Below are 17,631 nucleotides of genomic sequence, written 5' to 3'. Positions count from 1 at the left end.
ATGGCAGGCTTATTCTTTCTTCTTCCGGCCGAAATTACCAAGTAGCCCCGAAGGCAATCCGAGGCCTTCTTCGACAGCTTTCAGAATTTCCTGATCATCCACATCCCCTTCGATAACTTTTTGGATGTCGATCTGCGCCCGTCCACCTGTTGCTTTTTTGATGGCTTCATTAGCTGTTTCCACCAACGCATCATCAGGTTTGCCGCCTTTTAGGATTTTCGACAACTCTCCCCCCATGGATTGAAGTTGCTGGTAAGCCGCTTCCGGATTTTCCAATATTCCTTTGATATCAGGGTAGATTTGCGGGTCATCCCAAGCCCCACGAATAACAACGGGCACACCAAGGCCTGCCATTTTCTTCTCTGCGCCCTTTTTGCGCGGAGTTGGTGCCTGACCTTGAAGGCTCGCAACGATTTTCGGTTCAACGCGCCAATCCAGGGTGCGATTTGGCATATCGGTTGTGCCCTGTCCGCTCATCCGAACCAAAGGTCCAATCAGCGTCAGATCACCGCTTGTCGCAACACCCTTTTTAATATCGAAAGACGCTGACAAGGTGCTGAAATCTGTCTTTTCCTCAGGAGTACTTTGCCAACCCAGCAAGGTTTCGATGGAAAGACCTCTGACCAGCTTCGGAATATTCAGCCCGCGAATGGCCCCATCTGCAAAGTTAAAAGATGCGGTCCCGCTGAGAGCATCTACGAGCGCCCTCTGTGATGCACCAGACGTGGTCACATCGAGAGCAATGTTGGTAGCGCCCTCCAGCCAGTCAAAATCAGCTGCAGCCTTCAAGACCGGATAAGCGCTCAATCTATCAAGCGAGAAGTTCGCACTCACCTTAGGGGTTGCGCCTTGCCCATTCAGGCGTATTTCGCCAGATCCTTGGCCATCATATAGGCGCAGAGTGTTGAGCTTTGCCGTCAGAACACCGTCCTTGATCGTCGCCGTAAGAGCACTTTGATCGATCTTGATTTTGTCCCAGACAATTTCCTTCGTCGTGATGGCAAAATCAACGTCAGCGGCTTTGAGGCCACTGAAGTCAATCTTTGCCTCACTCCACCCAGCCCCGCCCGATGGTGCTTGACCTGCATCGGATTTGGGACCCTTCGACGGTGCAGCAGTTGTACTCTGTCCCGTCTGCAAATACGGATCAAGAACAAGCGCGTTCAAAGCCAGTTTGGCCTCAATCTTGGGACGCTCACTCAAAACGATTCGCCCATTTGCCTCGCCGGATGTTTCATCCAGCATAAACCGGGTTTCTTCAAAACCGAGTGTATTTCCAGCCAGGGAAAACAGGCCTGATGCCTTAAACGCCTGCAGGCCGCTACCTGCTTCGATCGGCTGACCAACCCAGGCAAGAAGGCTGCGCAAATCGGCAGTTTCAACCGACACTGCTCCCATCAGCCCACTGGCCCCGGATACCGAGCCATCAAATCCGGCACTGAACCGTTTGCCCTTTACTTTGGCGACAACTGGCGCAGAACGGCCATCCAGCAATGGCGCTGGTGTCGCGTTTCCGGTGACCGAAAAAGCTTCACCGCGCCAGGATAGGCCGCCGTTCAGGCTCGCTTTTTCGTCGAGACCGTTGAAGGTCAATTCCAGAGCAATATCGTTAATCTGGTCTGCCGACGCATCGCCGCCCACCGCGTCAGCAAGGCCGAGGCCGGACACGGCACCGTCACTGACTTTGGCTTTACCTTTGATGTCAAGCGTCGCCAAAAGCGTTTCTGCGGTGTCTCCACTGGCAGAAAAAGAAACATCTCCCCCAAGAGAGCCGCTCGCAGGAAAGGATTGCCCAGCGAGTTTCAGGAGATCTTCCAGAGAACTTTCCCGCAGAACCAACCGGCCGGACACTTCCGGGACGGCTCCCCTCAAATTCGCATCCACCTGGCCATCAAGACCAAGACTGCCAACGCTGGCAGATAGATCGGACATGGACACCGATGTCTCATCACCAGCCACATTTGCAAAGACCGAGAAGGCACCGGGGTCACTGGCCAAAGGTGAACCAAACAGACCCGCGACGTCATTGAGCGACGGGCCAGAGCCGGACACGGCAACATTCAAACGCAACGGCTCAAGTCCGGCCTGCCCGGTCACACCAAGGCTGCTTTCGTTGATCCCCACCAGCACGTCCATCGGAACCTGCTCGCCGGCGACAAATCCAAGCGGATTGGTCAAGGACCCACTGACAGCAACAGGTTTCTCCTGCCAGATGAAATTGCTTTCGAGACCAACTTCACCCGTCAGATCAGGCGCTTTCAACGTCAGGTTCAGTTCAGAAATTTCATGACGCTGCTCACTGCCTTTATCATGATAAACGACCCTGCCCTTGACGATCTCGAGCCGGTCAATGCCGATGCGTTTCAAATAGGCAACATCAGACGGCTCTTCCTGATCGTTTTGGGCAGCAGGCTGCGGCTCGGTTGGAGCTGTTAATTCTCCGGACAGGATTTCTGCCGCCTGTTCGGCAGGCGTTAGATCCCGACGGGGCGCCCAACTCGTTTGGCCTGAAGGCCCTATTTCGAGAAAAATTTCCGGCTCGACCAGTTCAATACCGGTAACGCGAATTTCTCCGCCAAACAGTCCAGCCAAACCGAGGCCGAACTCAATCTTTTTCGCCTTGGCAAATTCAATGCCGTCAGCTCCGGCTTCACCTGAAAGGCCAACCTGTTCTGCAATCAGGGAAAATCCAGGAATTAGCGATAGACTGACTGCGCCATCAAGACGCAATCGCCAGCCGACGGTTTTTTCGACCTGAGCAATCACTTGCCGTTTGATGGCCTCTTTCGGCAGAAAAAAGGGCACTGCCAGAACAAGGGTCACCAACAGAAAGAAAAGGGCGCCTAGCCCAATTAACAGCCGTCGCATTCACTGCTCCAAGTCACGAATCACCCATCAAGTGTAGGACTAAGCGTGGCGAGAGCATGACTGTCAAATTCACTTCGCGGAATCAGACCGTGAGATGGCGGCGCACTTCCGTTTCATCAAGCTCGGCGCGGGTGCCAGACAGGACCACTTCCCCCCGGTCCATCACGGCAAAATCATCTGCCAGATCGCGGGCAAATTCGAAATACTGCTCAACCAGAACAATTGCCATGTCGCCTTGATCGCGCAACCATTCAATCGCCCGACCGATGTCCTTGATAATCGACGGCTGAATACCTTCGGTCGGCTCATCCAGCACGAGAAGCTTTGGCCGCGTTACCAAAGCCCGCGCAATGGCCAACTGCTGCTGTTGGCCGCCAGACAGATCCCCCCCTCGCCGGGACAGCATCGACTTCAGCACCGGAAACAATTCAAAAATGGTCTCCGGTACAAATCGGTCCTTGCGCGGTACGCAGGCATAGCCGGTCTCAAGGTTTTCTTTCACCGACAAAAGCGGAAAGACTTCACGCCCCTGTGGCACCACGGCAATGCCACGCTTTGCCCTTGCATAGGGCGCCAGCTTGGAGACGTCCTCGCCGTTCCAGATGATTTGGCCTTTGCTAATGGAATGCTGTCCAACAACAGCACGCAGCGTTGAGGTCTTTCCCACGCCGTTGCGTCCCATCAGGCACGTGACTTTCCCGACCTCGGCCTTCAGGGACACGTTCTTCAACGCCTGTGCTGCGCCATAATGCAGGTCAATGTTTTCAACGCTTAGCATGGGGTGTCCCTGATAATTCTGCGGGCCTGCGGAAGAGAAATCTCATACATATCAACGCCCCAAATAGACTTCGACGACCCGCTCGTCAGCGGAGACGTGATCAAGAGACCCTTCAGCAAGAACCGAGCCTTCGTGCAGCACCGTGACCTTGACGTCCAGCGAGCGCACAAACGTCATGTCGTGCTCGACCACCACGACGGAGTGGGTCTTGGCGATGTCCTTGAGCAACTCAGCCGTCTCAGCGGTTTCCGCATCGGTCATACCCGCTGCAGGTTCATCAACCAGAAGCAGCTTGGGGTCCTGCGCCAGCAGCATTCCGATCTCTAGCCATTGCTTTTGGCCATGGCTGAGATTGGCCGCCAGTTCATCCCGCTTGTCGCCAAGTCGGATCAGTGTCAGCAGCTCTTCTATGCGAGACCTTTCATCACCGGACGTAACATGAAACAAAGTCGCCAAAGGTCCACGCGGCGCTTTCAAGGCGAGTTCCAGATTGTCCCAAACCGTATGGCTTTCAAACACCGTCGGTTTTTGGAATTTCCGCCCAACGCCTAGCTCAGCGATGGAAGCTTCATCCTCGCTGATCAGATCAACCACACCGTTGAAATAGATCTCGCCCGTGTCTGGCCTTGTCTTGCCGGTGATGACATCCATCATGGTCGTCTTGCCCGCGCCATTGGGGCCGATAATCGCCCGCATTTCGCCCGGCTCAATCACCATGGAGAGATCATTCAGCGCCTTGAAGCCATCAAAGGAGACTGAAACACCGTCGAGGTAAAGAATGCTTGTCTGTCTGGCCATCAGGGTTTCTCCGCCAGTTGGGGTTCAACGCCGGATGATAAGTGCGAACCACCGGAAGGTTCCTCTGACCCCGCATCGGTGACAGCCGACGGTTTGCGTTGGCGCAGATTGGCCCAGCCCTGACTGACGACACCGACAATGCCTTTGGGAAGAAACAACGTCACAACCACAAACAGCGCTCCAAGGGCAAACAGCCAGACATCTGGCAACGCTGCGGTAAACCAGGTCTTGGCAAAATTCACCAGAACCGCGCCGATAATCGGACCAACCAAGGTGCCACGACCACCAACAGCGACCCAAATCACCACTTCAATGGAATTGGCCGGAGCAAATTCACCCGGATTGATGATGCCGACCTGTGGCACGTAGAGAGCTCCTGCGATGCCCGCCATCATGGCCGAAATGACCCAGACAAACAGCTTGTAGTGCTCCACACGATACCCAAGGAAGCGCGTCCGGCTTTCCGCATCCCGCACAGCGACCAGCACCTTGCCGAGTTTCGACCGTGTGATGGCCCGGCAGATCAGAAAACACAGAACCAACGCCAGACCAGAGGCCACGAACAGCCCCATGCGGGTCGAGTTGGCCTGCACATCAAAGCCCAGAATGTCCTTGAAATCCGTCAGCCCGTTGTTGCCGCCAAAACCCATGTCATTTCTGAAGAATGCCAGCAGCAGAGCATAGGTCAGCGCCTGCGTGATAATCGAGAGATAAACGCCCGTCACACGTGAGCGAAACGCAAACCAGCCAAAAATGAACGCCAACAGCCCGGGCGCAATCAGCACCATGACAGCGGCAAACCAGAACATGTCGAATCCGAACCAGTACCAGGGCAACTCAGACCAATTCAAAAACACCATAAAATCTGGCAGAACCGGATCGCCATACACGCCACGGGTTCCAATCTGGCGCATCAGATACATGCCCATCGCATAACCGCCCAGCGCGAAAAACGCTCCATGACCGAGCGAAAGAATACCGCAAAAACCCCAGACCAGATCCACCGACAACGCCAGGAGCGCATACGTCAGGTATTTGCCCATCAGCGTAACCGCATAAGTTGGCACGTGCAGAGGGCTTTCGGGTGGCATCAGGATATTGAGGGCTGGCACCGCGACAATGATCGCGAGCAGGATCGCAACAAAAAGCCCGACCTTGGCATCCAGAGCACGAAAGAGAAAAGACGTCATCATGCTTCGACTGCCCGGCCCTTGAGGGCAAACAGGCCCCTCGGACGCTTCTGAATAAAGAGAATGATAAAGACGAGCACGAAGATCTTGCCGAGCACCGCCCCCGCAAAAGGTTCAAGGAACTTGTTCACGATGCCAAGCGTCATCGCCCCGACCAGCGTGCCCCACAGATTGCCGACCCCGCCGAACACCACGACCATGAAGCTATCGATGATGTAGCCTTGGCCAAGGTTTGGCGACACATTGTCGATTTGCGACAACGCAACCCCGGCGATACCCGCGATCCCGGAGCCAAGGCCGAAGGTCATTGCATCGACCCAAGGCGTGCGTATCCCCATGGAGGCCGCCATTTCGCGGTTTTGAGTCACGGCGCGGGTAAACAGGCCGAAGGATGTTTTCTTCAACACCAGCATGAGGCCAGCAAAGACCAGAATGGAAAAGACAATGATCCACATACGGTTGTAGGTGATGGTCAGCTGTCCGAGTTCAAAAGCACCTGACATCCAGTCCGGATTGCCGACTTCCTGGTTTGTTGGCCCGAAAATCGAGCGAATTGCCTGCTGCAGAATGAGGGACAAGCCCCAGGTTGCCAGCAGAGTTTCCAGCGGACGGCCGTAGAGAAAACGAATGATGCCGCGCTCAATGCCAACTCCGATTGCCCCGGAAACAAGAAAGGCGATCGGCAGTGCGATGAACAGCGAATAATCGAACAGGCCAGGGGCAGAGGAGCGGATCAGTTCCTGCACCACGAAGGTGACATAAGCGCCGATCATAACCATCTCGCCATGAGCCATATTGATCACGCCCATGACGCCAAAAGTGATGGCAAGGCCGATAGCAGCCAGCAACAGCACAGAGCCGAGCGAAAGGCCATACCAGATGTTCTGGCCATAGCCCCAGAGCGCCAGCGACTTGTTGATCCGGGTGACAGCGGTGCTTGCTGCTTCCTGCACCACACCTTCAGAGGCATTTTGCAAGCCAGTGAGCAAGGACAGAGCGTCCCTGTTGGCCATAACTTCCAGTGTCTTGATCGCAGCCAATTTATCTTCATCGGGAAGGTCCGACTGCAAGACAGCCGCGGCACGGGCCTGCAGCATGACAGTTTTCACACCATCATCGGTTTCCTGCGCCAGCGCTTCATCCAGCGCTTCAATGGCTGCCGGGTCTTTTGCCTTGAAGATGGCCTCTGCGGCGCTTTTGCGGACATCCGGATCTGCGGCGAGCAAGGTCAATGATCCCAGAGCGGAGCGAATGACGCGCCGGAGGCCGTTGTTGACCTTGATCTTCTTGACTGCGCGTTTCCCTGTCTCGCCAGCAGCTTCCAGAGTCAAGGGGTCGGTCAGGGCAAAGCCCTTGCCAGCCTTTTGCGCAATAAAAACCTGCTTGTCTGATTTGCGAAAATACAAGGCGCCATCGCTCAGCGCTTCAAGCACCGGCGCAACAGCAGGATTTCCGGTCGCGACCAGCGCGCCAATCTGTTTTTCCGTTTGTTTGAACTTGCCCACGGCAAGCGCATTCACAAGCGGGCGCAGGCTTTCGAGGTCACTCTGTGCTGCAGCAGGCCCTGAGAGACCGACCATGAGACAAACAAGCAAGAGACAGGATTTCAAAAAGGACATAGGTCCACCGGGGCTTTCGATATCAGCCTAGCTAAAGGCCTCAGGCCATCAAATTCGAGAAAGGCTTGGGTGGGAATACAAAAGGAGGCGGACAAAACTGCCCGCCTCCAGACTTCCGACGATTAGGAGTCAGAGCCGCCGCACTTGCCGGTCTTCACATTGAAGTTGCCACAAGACATTGGAGCACGCCAATCGGAGATCAGATCCTTGGAACCTTCCAGATAATCAGACCATGCATCGCCAACAACGAGGCCGGAGGTTTCCCAGACGGTTTCAAACTGGCCATCTTCCTGAATTTCACCGATCAGTACCGGCTTAGTGATGTGGTGGTTCGGCATCATGGCGGAGTAACCGCCGGTCAGGTTCGGAACGGAAACACCAACGATCGCATCGATCACTTCATCCGCATCTGTGGTGCCGGCCTTCTCAACCGCTTCGACCCACATGTTGAAGCCAATGTAGCTTGCTTCCATCGGATCGTTGGTCACACGATTTTCATCGCCAGTGTATGCCTGCCAGGTTTCGATGAACTCGGCATTTGCTTCGGTATCAGCGGACTGGAAGTAGTTCCAGGCTGCCAGGTGCCCAACCAAGGGAGCTGTATCGAGACCAGCAAGTTCTTCTTCGCCAACGGAGAAGGCAACGACAGGAATGTCCTCAGCCTTGATGCCTGCGTTGCCAAGTTCCTTGTAGAACGGAACGTTTGCATCACCATTGATGGTGGAGACAACCGCGGTCTTTTTGCCAGCGGAACCGAAAGTCTTGATGTCGGACACAATCGTCTGCCAGTCGGAATGACCGAAGGGCGTGTAGTTGATCATGATGTCTTCTTCGGCAACACCCTTGGACTTGAGATAGGCTTCAAGGATCTTGTTGGTTGTGCGCGGGTAGACATAATCGGTACCAGCAAGAACCCAGCGCTTCACCGAACCGCCTTCTTCACTCATCAGGTAATCAACAGCCGGAATCGCCTGCGTATTTGGAGCCGCGCCTGTGTAGAACACGTTGCGCTGAGACTCTTCACCTTCATACTGAACCGGGTAGAAGAGCAAGGAGTTCAGCTCTTCGAAGACCGGCAGAACGGACTTGCGCGACACTGACGTCCAGCAACCAAAGACCGCATCAACACCGTTCACTTCAATCAGTTCACGCGCCTTTTCGGCAAACAGCGGCCAATCAGAAGCCGGATCGACAACAACAGCTTCGAGCTTCTTGCCCAGAACACCGCCTTTTTTGTTCTGCTCTTCGATGAGCATCAACATGGCGTCTTTCAAAGTGGTTTCAGAAATCGCCATCGTACCGGAGAGCGAATGCAGGATACCCACTTTGATGGTGTCTTCGTCAGCTGCCGCGCCGCCGATCATGGTGCTGGTCATCAAACCTGCGAGGGCGAGACCCGAGAGTGTCTTTTTCATCATGCTGTATCCCCTGTAAATGAAGCCTTTTGGCATTCTGCGGCAAATGGAAGGAGCGCCGTCTGAAGGGGATCGTGATCGCGAATGATGCAATGCGACATACGTCATTTGACGTAAGCACCTGCGCCTTTTGCGCAGAACGAGACAATAGATATCGCAGCGCACGAAAGCGGGCAGCGTATGCATTTGAAGTCAACGGCGACGTTAAAGTCAGAACATAACTAGTTTTATTGGGGTCACTGGTGTTTGATATGGGAGATTTTTCTGTCGATTTTCGTAAAACAATTGTCGCATAGGCATCCGGAGCGAATAATTTTTAAATGTGTACTGAATTTTATTCAGGCGTCTTCTCAGGCGACGCCTTTAAAGAGGGGGGAAGCAAATGAATGACAGAGAAGACACCGACTATGAGGTCGGCCAGGACAACATCCAGACCATGGGGCTGGATGTACACAATCCAGTTTTTATCATATCTGCAGGCGTGATTATTCTGTTCGTCGTCCTGACGTCTGTCATGCAGGCAGAAGCCACGGAGTTTTTCGGCTGGCTGCGCCCAACCGTGACAGAATACTTCAACTGGCTGCTGGCCATTGCTGGCAACGTCTTCGTCCTGTTCTGCCTCTTCCTGATTGTCTCGCCCTACGGCAAGATCCGTCTGGGGGGCGATGACGCCAAACCCGACTTTGGCTACCCGGGCTGGTTCGCGATGCTGTTCGCAGCTGGCATGGGCATCGGCTTGATGTTCTTTGGTGTCTCGGAACCAATTTCGCATTATTCATCAAGTGTTGCGGCAGGTGCCGGCTCAGCTGACAGCTGGGCACCCTTGGGCGGCGCTGCAGGCGATCAAACTGAAGCGATGCGCCTAGGCATGGCAGCGACCATCTTCCATTGGGGCCTACACCCCTGGGCCATTTATGCGGTCGTCGGTCTGTCGCTGGCTTTCTTTTGCTATAATCGGGGCCTGCCACTCACAGTCCGCTCCGCCTTTTACCCGATCTTCGGTGATGCCGTCTGGGGCCCGCTTGGCCATGTGATTGATACACTGGCGGTCTTTGCCACGCTGTTCGGTCTTGCAACATCGCTTGGTTTCGGCGCGGAGCAGGCCAATGCAGGGCTCAATCACCTGTTTGGCATTCCAGTCAGCGCGACAAGCAAAGTCGTATTGATCGCGGCAATCACAGCGGTCGCACTGATATCTGTCGTGGCCGGGCTTGAGGCCGGGGTCAAACGGCTCAGCGAAATCAATATGATCCTGGCTGCATCCCTTCTGCTGTTTGTGATCATCGTTGGTCCAACTCTGGCTATCATCTCCGGTTTTTTTACCAATCTGGTGGCCTATTTTGAGTATCTCCCGGCCTTGAGCAACTTCGTTGGACGAGAGGATACGAACTTTTACAATGGCTGGACGGCATTTTACTGGGCTTGGTGGATCTCATGGTCACCATTTGTCGGGATGTTCATTGCGCGGGTGTCCCGTGGCCGGACAGTGCGGGAATTCGTGACCTGCGTTCTGCTGATCCCATCCATCGCCTGCGTTTTGTGGATGACAGCCTTTGGCGGAACAGCGCTCGATCAGATCGTCAACCAGGGCTACATAGCCGTGACGGACGCTGATCTGCCGCTGAAACTGTTCGCAATGCTTGAAGCGCTTCCGCTGGCCTCGATTTCATCGATGATCGGCATCGTGCTGGTCATCGTGTTCTTCGTGACGTCCTCAGACTCTGGTTCACTGGTCATCGACACGATCACCGCCGGAGGCAAACTCGATGCGCCCGTTGCACAACGCGTGTTTTGGGCGGTTTTCGAAGGACTGGTTGCCATTGTTCTGCTGCTGGCGGGCGGTTTGGCTGCCTTGCAGGCTGCAGCGATTACGACGGGCATCCCGTTTGCCGTCGTCTTGCTCCTGATGTGCTTTTCCATATGGAAAGGCCTGCATCAGGAATACACTTCCAAGCTTGCATAAAATCTGATTTAGCCACAGCCGCCGTACGCTCAATGCGACGGCTGTGGCGCCTTCTTTGCCGCATATCAGTGCCATTCACGATAGGCCAACTAAAACCGGCACGATCCCTGCACTTCACCTATAGCAACGTGAATGACGACCCTAAACCGCCTTTTCAGCGTTCTGGGGACAGATTTGGTGTGCAAATTTTAGGCGAATGACGTTGTTTAAGGCAAAGCCATGAAGGCGCGGCAAAGAATCTTTCCAGTCCGCCGCAAGTACAACCAATGGGTCAACAACCAGACTCTGGAAGACTACGCGCTTCGCTTCACGGCCAAAAGCGCACGCACGTTCTCCTCCCGCCGTATATCCCAAACAGCTATTGGCGCGATATCCTTTCTCGCACTTGAAGCCGTCGGCGGGGCCATCACCTTGTCCTACGGCACGGCCAATGCGATGGTTGCGATCCTGATTGGAAGCCTTGTTCTTCTGCTGGTCGGCATCCCCATCGCCCGCTATGCGATCCTTCACGGTGTCGACATCGACCTACTGACACGCGGCGCAGGCTTCGGCTATATCGGCTCGACAGTCACCTCGCTGATCTACGCCAGCTTCACCTTCATCCTGTTTGCGATTGAGGCCTCGATCATGTCGAGCGCGCTGGAATATGCGCTCGGCGTCCCGCTCTGGATTGGCTATATCATCAGCGCCGTCGCCGTCATCCCGCTCGTGACACACGGCATCACACTGATTTCCAAATTTCAAATTTTGACCCAGCCCTTCTGGATCGTGCTCAACATCCTGCCGTTTGTCTTCATCGCCTACGCCGACTGGAGCGTCTTCGGTGATTGGCTGGGCTTTGCTGGCATCGACCCGCAAACCAGTGCACCCAAACCTGTTGGCGGCGGGTTTTCCGACCTCAGCCTGATCAGTGTGGGGGCTGCCTGCGCCGTGATCCTTGGCCTCATGGCGCAGATCGGCGAGCAGGTCGATTTCCTGCGGTTCCTTCCCAGCGGCGAGGTGTCCCGCAAGCGCCACCGACTGGCGCTGTTTCTGGCAGGTCCGGGTTGGGTCATCCTGGGCGCCCCCAAAATGCTGGCGGGATCCTTCCTGGCCGTGCTGGTTCTGTCTGTTGGCATCACACCAGACCATGCAAATGAGCCCTCCCGCATGTATGCGGTTGCCTTCGGCTACATGGTTCCCTCAGAACAGGCAGCTCTGCTCCTGATGGTCGCCTTCGTGGTTGTCTCCCAACTCAAAATCAACGTGATGAACGCCTATGCCGGGTCATTGGCATGGTCGAATTTCTTCTCGCGGCTGACCCATAGCCATCCCGGTCGGGTCGTCTGGCTGGTCTTCAACGTCGGCATTGCGCTGCTGCTGATGGAGCTGGGGATTTACCGCCTGCTTGAAGAAACCCTCGGGGTTTTTTCAATCGTCGCCATGGCCTGGTTGTCCTCGATATCTGCGGATCTCTTCGTCAACAAACCGCTCGGCCTTTCGCCTCCGGGGATAGAGTTCAAACGCGCCCATCTTTACGACATCAACCCTGTGGGAACAGGTTCCATGGTGTTGGCCGCAACACTGGCGATCATCGCCTATTACGGTCATTTCGGAGAGGAAGCCGCTGCTCTTTCGACCTTCATCGCAATTGCCGTCGCCTTCGTTGCCGCTCCTGCTATCGCATTTGCAACCAAAGGCAAGTTCTATCTGGCGCGCAAGCCCCGTGCCCATTGGCAGCAACAATCCACCATCACTTGCTCCATCTGCGAGAACCCGTTTGAACCTGAGGACATGGCCTATTGCCCCGCCTATCAGGCTCCAATTTGCTCACTCTGCTGTTCCCTGGATGCCCGCTGCCACGACTTGTGCAAACCGAACGCCCGGATCAACCATCAGGTTGGCGTGGTTGCTGCGCACTTTCTGCCGGAAAAAACGCTCGCTCATTTCAGAACGCGGCTTGGTCGCTATGGCCTCACTGCAACATTCTCGATTGCCACCATCGGCCTTGTGCTTTGGGTGATCCACAATCAGGCAACCGAACGGTTTCCGGATGCGGCTGGCATCATCGGCCAGACGGTCGCTTTGATTTTCGTCGTCTTCGCAGTGGCAACAGGAATTGCCTCTTGGTTTCTCGTGCTGGCCCATGACACACGCCGGGTAGCGGAGGAAGAATCCGCACGCCAGAACGCCTTGCTGCAGAAGGAAATCGACGCCCACGGCAAGACCGACGCAGCGCTGCAAAAAGCCAAGGAAAATGCAGAAGCCGCCAATTTGGCCAAGAGCCGCTATGTTGTCGGCCTGTCTCATGAACTCAGAACACCGCTCAACTCGGTGCTTGGCTATGCCCAGGTGATGGAACGGGATGACGATCTATCTGATACACGCAAGGCAAACGTCAGCACCATACGACGCAGCGCCGAACACCTCTCCGGCCTGATCGACGGTCTGCTGGACATCTCCCGAATTGAAGCAGGCCGGCTGCAGGTCTATTCAAACGAGATCAACATCCACGACTTTCTCGACCAGATCGTCAATATGTTCCAGATGCAAGCAACCGCAAAACATCTCGATTTCAACCACGAACGGGCACAAAATCTACCGCGCTACGTTCGAACTGACGAAAAACGCCTGCGCCAGATCCTGGTAAATCTCTTGTCAAATGCGATCAAATTCACAGACGAAGGCTCCGTCAGTCTGAAGGTAGACTATAGATCTCAGGTCGCAAGCTTCACTGTGACGGACACAGGACCGGGAATTGCTCTGGTCGAACAGTCCAAGATCTTTGAACCTTTCGGCAGAAGCGAAGAGGTCAAGCTGAAACGCACGCCGGGCCTTGGCCTCGGCTTGACCATCACCAAGCTGCTGACAGAGACTCTCGGCGGGGCAGTTGCCCTGTCCAGCGAACCGGGAAAAGGCTCGGCCTTTGAAGTCAGGCTTATGTTGGCAACCGTCGCCAATCCGCCAAAGTCGATATCTCCGGAAAAACAGATCAAAGGCTATAAGGGTAAACGCAAGTCCATCGCGGTAATCGACGACAATCCGGATCACAGAGCGCTGATCCGGGAAATCCTAACCCCGCTCGGCTTCACCGTTCTTGAGGCCGAAGACGGCCCGTCCTGCCTGAGCAGAGTCGTGGCCGAGCAGCCTGACCTTTTTCTGATCGACATATTGATGCCGAACATGAACGGCTGGGAGCTTGTTGCGAAGCTGCGCGATCTCGGGGTGGATGCTCCAGTCATCATGCTATCGGCCAATATTGGCGATGGAACCCTGCGTATAGACTCGCAGGATCTTCATAATGATACACTGGCCAAGCCCTTCAACCTACGCCAGTTGCTGGACAAGCTGGAAAAGCTGCTGGACATGCGCTGGACAGAACGTACGTACAAACAGAGCTCTGCGCCCGACGATGGCAATGATATAATGACAAGCCCCGGCACACGCCATGTCCGCGAACTGATCAGTCTGGGCGAAATCGGATACATCCACGGCATTGATGCCAAGCTTGCCGAACTGGCCGAACTTCCTAACAATCGGGCTCTTGTGGCCGCCCTTCAAACCCACCTGAAGGCTTTCGATCTCGACAGCTACACCAAGCTTCTGGAGACCTTTGACAAGGATGACTGATTCACAGCGCGATATCGTTCTCGTCGTCGACGATTCCCCGGAGACGTTGGGCTTTCTGACTCAGGCCCTTGAGAAGGCAGGCATTACGGTGCTGGTCGCAACAAGCGGCGCTGCGGCCCTGTCTGTTGCAGATCGCGTGACACCGGACATGATCCTGATGGACGCCATCATGCCTGGCCTGTCCGGCTTTGAAACGTGTCAGCAGATCAAGGCCAAAACCCACCTCCGCCATGTCCCGATCATCTTCATGACCGGTCTGAGTGAAACGGAGCATGTGGTCAACGCATTGGAGTCCGGCGGCGTCGATTTTCTGACCAAGCCCATCAACATCGACGAGTTGCAGGCCCGCATCCGGGTTCATCTGGCCAACGCCCGGTCAGTTCAAAGCGCCCGGATCGCGTTGGATGCCGCAGGTCGCCACCTGATTGCCATCGCGCGTGACGGCAGTATCCGCTGGTCAACACCGCAAACCCATCAGGTTCTTGCTGTGACAGGCGATGCAGAAGATCTTCTGGATAAAATCGGCCGGGACCTTGGCGCATGGCTCAGCGATGAGACCATCAAACCCTCCACACAGTCAGACCCCTTTGCGCTGACGCCCGGCCATGGGCTGAACCTGCAAATGCAATATCTTGGCGCCGTCGGTCCCGATGAACTCCTGTTCCGTATGACCACCAGTGATCATCCCAATCAGGATGAAGTTCTTCGCCAGCACTTTGGCTTGACAGTCCGCGAGGCGGACGTCCTGCTTTGGATAGCCAGAGGCAAGGCCAACCGCGACATTGGCGAAATCCTGGGCCTGTCGCCTCGCACAGTGAACAAGCATCTGGAGCAAATCTACCAAAAGCTCGGCGTCGAAAATCGCGCGTCCGCCGCTGTCCGTGCCGCACATGTGCTGCATGAACTCTAATTCGGTCCATTCGCGCCGAATTCCTGTTGCATGAAAGCAAGAGTCCCCCTATAAGCGCCCGATCCAGAGTCGTCCGGCTCTTCGGGAGCTGGATTTCCGCGTCTTTCTTCGAGTTTACTCGATCCTGGGCACAGAACACGCTCCTGATACATCAGGGCATGCCGTGGCGACCTCTCGATGCACCAACAAAAATGCGGTGGGCTTACCTTCCGCGCTAATGAAAGGATGCAAAATGCCCAAGCTGAAGACAAAATCTGGAGCCAAAAAGCGCTTCAAACTGACTGCGAGCGGCAAAGTGAAAGCAGGCCAGGCCGGTAAGCGTCATGGTATGATCAAGCGCACAACCAAGTTCATCCGCAACGCCCGTGGCTCGACCACGCTGGCACCGCAGGATGCAAAGGTTGTGAAGCAGTTCCTACCGTACGCCTGAGCCCAAGCACCTATCTTTAAAGGAGTTATCACATGTCGCGCGTAAAAAGAGGCGTCACAGCCCATGCACGTCACAAGAAGGTTCTGAAGGCAGCTAAAGGCTACTACGGCCGCCGCAAGAATACGATCCGCATCGCGAAACAGGCTGTCGAAAAAGCCGGTCAATACGCTTATCGCGATAGAAAAGCCAGAAAGCGGAACTTCCGTTCGCTCTGGATCCAGCGTATCAACGCTGCTGTTCGGGAACAGGGTCTTACATACGGCCGCTTCATCGATGGTCTGAACAAGGCCGGCATCGAAGTCGACCGTAAGGTTCTGTCCGACCTAGCCATTCATCAGCCAGATGCCTTCAAGGTTCTGGTTGAAAAGGCTCAGGGCGCTCTGGCAGCCTAAGGCCTCAAAGGCTTTATGAATTTTAAAGCGTGGTCTTCGGATCACGCTTTTTTCGTTTCTACGCTATTTTTTTGAGTTTTTGCCTAGTACGCAGGAGTTTACCACAAGCTCTTCTCAATCCATTGTTGTCGTGAACATCAAATACAGCCAGACTTGTCCCCTGTCGGAATTTCCCAAGGCAAACACAACAGGGGCTCGACCAACACTATGGAATTTCTAGAAGCTTTTTTCGGGGTCATCGGAGACCTCACATGGGGCTGGGCCCTTATTCCTTTCCTCGTCGTCATCGGCGTTTTCTTCACAGTCGTCAGCGGTTTTGTTCAACTTCAGTACTTCGGGCGAATGTTCCGGGTTCTATCCTCCAAGAACCAGTCCGGTGATCCCAATGCGATCTCCGCACGCGCAGCTCTACTCCTGTCAGTCGGCGGTCGTGTTGGCGGCGGCAATATTGCAGGCGTGGCCGTCGCAATTTCCCTCGGCGGTCCCGGTGCCATTTTCTGGATGTGGGCAATTGCTCTTGTCGGAATGGCAACCAGCTTGATCGAATGCTCGCTGGCTCAGCTCTTCAAACGTTCTGAAGGCGACGGCACCTATAGAGGCGGCCCCGCGCGGTCCATCATTCATGGCCTTGGTGCTGATTATCGTTGGCTCGCGATCATTTATTCCGTCTGCCTCATCGCCTCTTTTGCCTTTGGCTTTAATGCCTTTCAGGGCAACACGGTTGCAGGTGCTGCGGAGGAAAGCCTTGGCATCAGCCGGATATGGACCGGAATTCTGCTCACTGGAGTGACCGGACTGATCGTGTTCGGCGGCATCCAGCGAATTGCGAAGGTGGCCGACGTCATCGTGCCTATCATGGCTGTGGGGTATATCGCCATGTCCCTAGTGGTGATCGCTCTCAACATCACAGAGGTCCCAGGGCTGATATACTCGATCGTGACCAACGCATTCGGCTTTGAAGAAGTCGTCGGTGGCGGAATGGGAGCAGCCCTTGCACAAGGGCTGCGCAGAGGCCTGTTTTCAAATGAAGCGGGCCTTGGATCAGCACCGAACGTGGCTGCAACAGCTGACGTACGCCATCCAATCAGCCAGGGCATCACACAGTCCTTCTCGGTCTTTATTGATACGATGATCATCTGCACTTGCACCGCCTTCATCATCCTTCTGAGCGACGTTTATCAGCCCGGAGCGGAAGGCGTTGATGGCATTGTGTTGACCCAGCAGTCTTTAGCATCCCATCTCGGCGGATGGACAAGCTACTTCCTGACCGGCGCGATCTTGCTATTTGCGTTCAGCTCAATCATCTACAACTATTATCTGGGTGAAAATGCGCTGACCTTCATGACAAGCAGTCCACTTGCCCTCCAGGGTTTGCGAATTGCGGTGATGGCACTGGTGTTCATCGGAGCGACAGCGCCAAGTGCAACGTCGGTCTTCTTTTTCTCGGATCCGATGATGGGCATTCTGGCTGTTGTGAACCTGCTGGCACTGATGATGCTTTTCCCAACCGCCAAGCGCATATTGAATGACTTCCGCGCTCAGATCAAAGCAGGCGTTGATCGTCCTGTTCTCAATCCTGATCAATTCCCCGATCTGGATCTGGACCGCACCGCCTGGACCGGAAAAATCCGCGAAAACGGCTAAAAATTGGTAATAAAA

General features: G+C 55.0%; 12 protein-coding genes. 6 read left to right on the top strand and 6 right to left on the bottom strand.

The genetic code is table 11. The annotated features are described in order from the left end of the window. Positions 1-9: 9 nt before the first annotated feature. The 6 genes from V6575_RS19875 to urtA form a co-directional block, all read right to left on the bottom strand. Entirely contained in the window at positions 10-2,868 is a 2,859-nt protein-coding gene (locus V6575_RS19875; RefSeq protein ID WP_340276836.1) for an AsmA family protein, read from the bottom strand. An 82-nt stretch (positions 2,869-2,950) separates the two neighbouring features. After that, the gene (gene urtE / locus V6575_RS19870) at positions 2,951-3,646 is read right to left on the bottom strand and encodes an urea ABC transporter ATP-binding subunit UrtE (RefSeq protein WP_340276834.1); all 696 of its coding nucleotides are present in this window, start codon (positions 3,644-3,646) and stop codon (positions 2,951-2,953) included. Between the two features lie 51 nt (positions 3,647-3,697). Next, entirely contained in the window at positions 3,698-4,444 is a 747-nt protein-coding gene (urtD, locus tag V6575_RS19865) for an urea ABC transporter ATP-binding protein UrtD (protein WP_340276832.1), read from the bottom strand. Then, the gene (gene urtC, locus V6575_RS19860) at positions 4,444-5,637 is read right to left on the bottom strand and encodes an urea ABC transporter permease subunit UrtC (protein WP_340276831.1); all 1,194 of its coding nucleotides are present in this window, start codon (positions 5,635-5,637) and stop codon (positions 4,444-4,446) included. The genes urtD and urtC overlap by 1 nt, the downstream gene beginning before the upstream one ends. Further along, positions 5,634-7,253, bottom strand: coding sequence for an urea ABC transporter permease subunit UrtB (urtB, locus tag V6575_RS19855; RefSeq protein WP_340276829.1), 1,620 nt, complete (start codon positions 7,251-7,253; stop codon positions 5,634-5,636). Before urtB ends, urtC begins: the two co-directional genes overlap by 4 nt. 122 nt (positions 7,254-7,375) lie before the next feature. Beyond that, positions 7,376-8,671, bottom strand: coding sequence for an urea ABC transporter substrate-binding protein (gene urtA, locus V6575_RS19850; RefSeq protein ID WP_340276827.1), 1,296 nt, complete (start codon positions 8,669-8,671; stop codon positions 7,376-7,378). A 379-nt stretch (positions 8,672-9,050) separates the two neighbouring features. Between urtA and V6575_RS19845 the strand changes: the two genes are divergently transcribed. The 6 genes from V6575_RS19845 to V6575_RS19820 all read left to right on the top strand — a co-directional run bounded on the left by V6575_RS19845 (position 9,051) and on the right by V6575_RS19820 (position 17,616). Next, positions 9,051-10,631, top strand: a complete 1,581-nt coding sequence (locus tag V6575_RS19845) for a BCCT family transporter (RefSeq protein ID WP_340276826.1) — start codon at positions 9,051-9,053, stop codon at positions 10,629-10,631. Between the two features lie 219 nt (positions 10,632-10,850). Next, a complete protein-coding gene (locus V6575_RS19840; protein WP_340276824.1) occupies positions 10,851-14,240 on the top strand; it encodes a hybrid sensor histidine kinase/response regulator in 3,390 nt (1,129 codons plus the stop codon). Further along, positions 14,233-15,150, top strand: a complete 918-nt coding sequence (locus V6575_RS19835) for a response regulator (protein ID WP_340276820.1) — start codon at positions 14,233-14,235, stop codon at positions 15,148-15,150. Before V6575_RS19840 ends, V6575_RS19835 begins: the two co-directional genes overlap by 8 nt. A gap of 232 nt (positions 15,151-15,382) precedes the next feature. After that, complete coding sequence (gene rpmI, locus V6575_RS19830; protein ID WP_340276819.1) at positions 15,383-15,580, top strand: 50S ribosomal protein L35; 198 nt, start codon at positions 15,383-15,385, stop codon at positions 15,578-15,580. A 32-nt stretch (positions 15,581-15,612) separates the two neighbouring features. Beyond that, complete coding sequence (rplT, locus tag V6575_RS19825) at positions 15,613-15,972, top strand: 50S ribosomal protein L20 (protein ID WP_340276818.1); 360 nt, start codon at positions 15,613-15,615, stop codon at positions 15,970-15,972. 207 nt (positions 15,973-16,179) lie between these two features. After that, a complete protein-coding gene (locus tag V6575_RS19820) occupies positions 16,180-17,616 on the top strand; it encodes an alanine/glycine:cation symporter family protein (RefSeq protein WP_340276817.1) in 1,437 nt (478 codons plus the stop codon). The last annotated feature ends 15 nt before the right edge of the window (positions 17,617-17,631 follow it).

The organism is Roseibium algae, from assembly GCF_037783265.1.
GTDB classification, from domain to species: Bacteria; Pseudomonadota; Alphaproteobacteria; order Rhizobiales; family Stappiaceae; genus Roseibium; species Roseibium algae.
The sequence above is the reverse complement of the archived record's forward strand: the minus strand, read 5'-3'. Positions and strand labels throughout refer to the sequence as shown.